Origin of the sequence: Accumulibacter sp. (assembly GCF_029255125.1) — a bacterium.
Taxonomy (GTDB): Bacteria; Pseudomonadota; Gammaproteobacteria; order Burkholderiales; family Rhodocyclaceae; genus Accumulibacter.
On record NZ_JAPUVR010000044.1, the window covers coordinates 1 to 4,388 of the forward strand.

5 protein-coding genes and 1 pseudogene are annotated in these 4,388 nt (G+C 65.1%); 5 read left to right on the forward strand and 1 reads right to left on the reverse strand.

All coding sequences use genetic code 11. The features are described 5' to 3' along the window. The 4 genes and pseudogenes from Q1L59_RS02240 to Q1L59_RS02255 all read left to right on the forward strand — a co-directional run. Positions 1 to 426: pseudogene (locus Q1L59_RS02240) on the forward strand (3-hydroxyacyl-CoA dehydrogenase); the annotation flags it as partial. A gap of 22 nt (positions 427 to 448) precedes the next feature. Next, a complete protein-coding gene (locus Q1L59_RS02245; RefSeq protein WP_300327668.1) occupies positions 449 to 1,651 on the forward strand; it encodes an acetyl-CoA C-acyltransferase in 1,203 nt (400 codons plus the stop codon). Between the two features lie 197 nt (positions 1,652 to 1,848). After that, positions 1,849 to 2,547 (forward strand): DUF2802 domain-containing protein, encoded by a 699-nt coding sequence (locus Q1L59_RS02250; protein ID WP_300327669.1) that lies wholly within the window; start codon positions 1,849 to 1,851, stop codon positions 2,545 to 2,547. Positions 2,548 to 2,571: 24 nt separating this feature from the next. Further along, on the forward strand, positions 2,572 to 3,366 hold the full coding sequence (locus Q1L59_RS02255) for a hypothetical protein (RefSeq protein ID WP_300327670.1): 795 nt from the start codon (positions 2,572 to 2,574) through the stop codon (positions 3,364 to 3,366). 4 nt (positions 3,367 to 3,370) lie between these two features. Here the strand turns inward: Q1L59_RS02255 and Q1L59_RS02260 are convergent, their stop codons facing one another. After that, positions 3,371 to 3,712: a tetratricopeptide repeat protein gene (locus Q1L59_RS02260; RefSeq protein WP_300327671.1), complete on the reverse strand. Its 342-nt coding sequence runs from the start codon at positions 3,710 to 3,712 to the stop codon at positions 3,371 to 3,373. A 43-nt stretch (positions 3,713 to 3,755) separates the two neighbouring features. Here Q1L59_RS02260 and Q1L59_RS02265 point away from each other — a divergent pair, with 43 nt between their 5' ends. After that, entirely contained in the window at positions 3,756 to 4,163 is a 408-nt protein-coding gene (locus Q1L59_RS02265) for a RidA family protein (RefSeq protein WP_300327672.1), read from the forward strand. Positions 4,164 to 4,388: the final 225 nt, after the last annotated feature.

Here is a 4,388-nt window from a genome sequence, read left to right on the forward strand (position 1 = left end):
ACCGTGTCGAAAAGCGGCGTGCAGGCGAAGGAACTCGGTTTTGCGCTGGAGTCGGACCGCATCGTCTTCAACGCGAACGAACTGCTCTACATCGCTTTGCGTGAGGCGCGCGGCCTCGCCGAGGCGGGCTACTACCCGCGCCTGCCGGCGCGCGGCATCAAGGTTGCCGGGCGTACCGGCATTGCCAACTGCGAGATGATGCTCGCCAACATGAAGGAAGGCGGGATGATTTCAGCGCACGACTACGCGGTGGCCAAGGCGGCGGCTACCGCCCTTTGCGGCGGCGAGGTCGAGACCGGTTCGCTGGTCGACGAACAGTGGTTGTTGACCGTCGAGCGCAAGCTCTTCGTCGAGCTGCTGAAGAATCAGCTGACCCAACAGCGCATCCAGCACATGCTGCAAACCGGCAAGCCGCTGCGCAACTGAACGAGCAAGGAGAAAACGAAAGATGGGCAAACAGATTCAGGACGCATACATCGTCGCCGCCACGCGCCTGCCGGTCGGCCGGCGCAAGGGGATGCTCGGTCATGTCCGGCCGGACGACATGCTGGCGCACGCGCTGCGATCGGTTCTCGCGCAGGTGCCGGCGATCGATCCGGCGCTGGTCGACGACGTGATCGTCGGCTGCGCGATGCCGGAAGCGGAGCAGGGCATGAATGTCGCCCGCATCGGGCTGTTGCTGGCGGGAATGCCGAACAGCGTACCTGGCGTGACGATCAACCGTTTCTGCGCTTCCGGCTTACAGGCGGTGGCCATGGCGGCGGATCGCATTCGTCTGGGCGAAGCCGATGTGATGATCGGTGCCGGCACCGAAACGATGTCGCTACTCAACCAGATCACCGGCAACAAGATCGCGCTCAATCCGGCCATCTTTGCCCGTGAAGAGCATTATGCGATCGCCTACGGCATGGGAATCACGGCCGAGAAGGTTGCCGAGCGCTGGAAGGTCTCGCGCGCCGAACAGGACGCTTTCGCCCTGGGTTCGCACCAGAAGGCTTGCGCGGCGATCGCGGCTGGGCACTTTGCGGCGGAAATCTCGCCCTATGCGGTGAAAGCCCATGTGCCCAATCTGCGTAGCGGCGAAGTGGTTGTCAGAGAATACTTGGCCAAGGACGACGAGGGTCCGCGCGCGGACAGCAGTCTTGATGGACTCGCCAGGCTGAGGCCGGCGTTCGCAGCACGCGGCACGGTGACCGCCGGTAACAGCTCGCAGATGTCGGACGGAGCAGCGGCAGTGTTGCTCGTCTCGGAAAAGATCCTCCGGCAGTTCGATCTGACGCCGCTGGCACGCTTTGCCGCCTACTCGGTGGCGGGTGTTGCGCCGGAGATCATGGGCATCGGTCCGATCGAAGCGATTCCGCGCGCGCTCAAGCTGGCCGGAATCCGGCAGGACGACGTCGACTGGTTCGAACTCAACGAGGCGTTCGCGGCGCAATCGCTGGCCGTCATGCGCACGCTGGAGCTCGACCCGGCGCGCGTCAACCCCTTGGGTGGGGCGATCGCGCTCGGCCATCCGCTGGGCGCCACTGGAGCAATCCGCACCGCGACGCTTGTTCACGGTCTGCGCCGGACGGGGCAGCGCTACGGCATGGTCACCATGTGCATCGGCACCGGCATGGGTGCTGCTGGCGTCTTCGAAGCGATTCGGTAAGCTGTTCCGGGTCGTCGCAAGCCCTCGCCGAACTTGCTCGACGAGGGCTTTTTTGCTTGATCTGGCGGGCCTCGTTGTTCGCCGCGCGGATCATCGGTCGCCGGCAACCTTGGCATTGTGCTCGTGCGGCGCAATGACCGCGTGGCGAGCAAAGTGTCTGGCATAATGTTCGCCGAACACGGTGACCAAGGCGCGCAATGGATATCGAGCAACTGAGCAGTCTGGGCTGGCGCGAAGGATTGATTGCGATCATCGCGCTGCTGCTGCTTTATATCATCGTCCTTTTTGTGCGGATGCGACGCTTGCGACGTGATTTGCAGGCGACGATGCTGTTGGGCAAGGACAAGGTGGCGGAGGCGGCTAATGCAGCGGCCGGCCAGCCTGCGCCCACCGCCGGGCCGGCAGTGGCACCGGCAACGGCACCGGCACCGGCAACGGCACCGGCACCGGCAACGGCAACGGCAGCGACAGTGGCACCTTCGGGCGAATTGCAAGTAGCGGTTGCCGACGCCGCGTTGCTGGCTGCGCCGATCGGCGGGTTGCCCGCCGCCAGTGCCGTCGCGCTTCCCGACGAGCCGGATTTCGCCTGGAACGAGCCGCCGCCCGAGATCCCGGGACAAGCCTTGATCGACGCGCTGCAGCGCGACGTATACCAGTTGCGTGACGAGCTTGACGAGCTGCGCTCGGACCTGCTCGCTGCACGTGAAGACATCCGTCGCATGTTGGCGCAGGCGGCCGAACCGGTGGCTGCGACGGCGCCGCTCTACAAGGATGCAATGCAACTGGCGACGCAGGGACACGATGCAGCGACCATTGCTCGCCACTGCGCGATTGCGCGCGCCGAGGCAGACCTGATTGTCGCGCTGGCGCGCAATCGCCAAGACGGCATTCAGTGAACAGGAAAGGAGCAGGACAAGACGATGGCAGTCCAATCGGCAGGCGACGAAACAGGCTCTTCTCCGGCACCAGAACCTCCTGTTGGAGCGCGCGCGTCAGCGCCCGACGGGGATGGGCAGGCCGAGCTGAAGCGGCAACTGTTGCGCCGCATGGGCGTCGCGGGGATGCTGATCGTCGTCCTCCTTTCTACACTGGCAATCTTCGACTATCTGAATACGCAGGATGAGGCGATGGTTGCCAGCACGCAGTTCACCGAGCCGGTTCCGGTACGCCGGAAGGAAGCGCCGGCGGCGACAGTCGCCCCGCCACCGCCCGTCGAGCAAGCCGCCGAGCCAGCACCAACGCCGCCAGTAGCAGAGCTGCCGGCGGCCGTCAGTCAGCAAGCGGCGAGTGCCTCGCCAAGCAGCAGTCCACCGCCTTCCGGGCAGCCTGTGGCGGGTGCTTCGCCGGCCGGTGCCAGCCGGGCCCCGGTTGCCCGTGTACCCGCGGAGTTACCTGCGCCAGCACGCGCTGTCGGCGATGTGCCGAAGGAAGCACCGCCACTCGCCCCATCGGTGGCAAGCGCCGTGCCGCCTGCTCAGCCGGCGGTCGCGCTTCCCCGCACGACGCTTGGCTACACCTTGCAGTCGGATCTGCTGCTCGATGTCCGGCGAGCCGAAAGTCTGCAGGCGCAGCTCGCCCAGGAAGGTATTCCGGCAACGGTCGAGACGCGTCTGCGCATCGGTCCATTCAGGACGCGTGCCGAAGTCGCGGTGATTCGTCGGAGGCTGAAGGAACTGGGAGTCGAAACCGCGCCGCTCGCAGGCAAGGCCCGCTAGCCGTCTAGGCTTCGCCTTGGCCGGGTGCCTTTTGCCGTAGGCGGCGGGCGAAGACCGCCATTTCCCTGGCCGCCTGCACATCGCCCTTGGCGGTCGCGACGGCGATCCCCTGTTCGTAGGCAGCCACCGCCTGCGCCGTTCGACCGCATTCGGTCAAAGCTCGGCCAAGCAGCTTCCAGGCGGCGGAATACGTCGGTTCACGGGCGACAGCGTCCGCCAGGTACGTTGCCGCCTGATCGACCTCACCTGCCTTCAGGTACTCCGCACCAAGGGAATAGCGCAGCAGAGCGCCGTCGCGAGGGCTGCCGAGCATTCGTTCCAGGTTGGCGATCACCGTTCTCGTCATATACCATCTCCAATTTTCAACCCGCATTGTAGAGGAAGCGAACATGCGCAAGACGATCGTTGCAAGCCCCCTGGCGCCAGCCGCTATCGGTACATACTCGCAGGCTGTGGCCGTTGACCGAACGGTGTATCTTTCCGGGCAGATCGGCCTTGATCCGGTGAGCATGCAGATGGTGCAGGGAATAGATGCTCAAATCGTGCGCGTCTTCGAGAACCTCAAGGCGGTTGCCGAGGCTGCCGGCGGAACGCTCGCCGACATCGTCAAACTGAACGTATACCTCACCGACCTGAACCACTTCACGACGGTCAATGAGGTCATGGCCTGCTATTTCTCCGAGCCCTTCCCGGCGCGTGCAGCTGTTGGCGTCGGCGCGCTGCCGCGCGGTGCCTTGATCGAGGCGGACGCCGTGATGGTGCTCTCGGGCGATCGCACGCCCCCTTCTTGCGGCTAGTCTCGGGCAAACTGACCGCCGCTGCGGCGCAAGCCCGGCTTTCCGGGAAGCACCCTCGATCGGCCAGCGTGATCGCCAGGGCGGACGGTATGCGGTATGCGGGGTGCAATTGGAAGTGCGACTGTGGGTTAGGCCGCCTGCTGACCTCTGGACTGCCAATAGCTGTCCCACTCCTGGTTGGCACGGCAGACACGCAGGGCCAGCATGTGCTCGGCGTTTTTCAGT

Coding starts and splice junctions, on each gene's coding strand:
- Q1L59_RS02260 (WP_300327671.1), bottom strand. CDS start 3,712: ATGACGAGAACGGTGATCGCCAACCTGGAACGAATGCTCGGCAGCCCT.
- Q1L59_RS02250 (WP_300327669.1), top strand. CDS start 1,849: ATGGATATCGAGCAACTGAGCAGTCTGGGCTGGCGCGAAGGATTGATT.
- Q1L59_RS02255 (WP_300327670.1), top strand. CDS start 2,572: ATGGCAGTCCAATCGGCAGGCGACGAAACAGGCTCTTCTCCGGCACCA.
- Q1L59_RS02245 (WP_300327668.1), top strand. CDS start 449: ATGGGCAAACAGATTCAGGACGCATACATCGTCGCCGCCACGCGCCTG.
- Q1L59_RS02265 (WP_300327672.1), top strand. CDS start 3,756: ATGCGCAAGACGATCGTTGCAAGCCCCCTGGCGCCAGCCGCTATCGGT.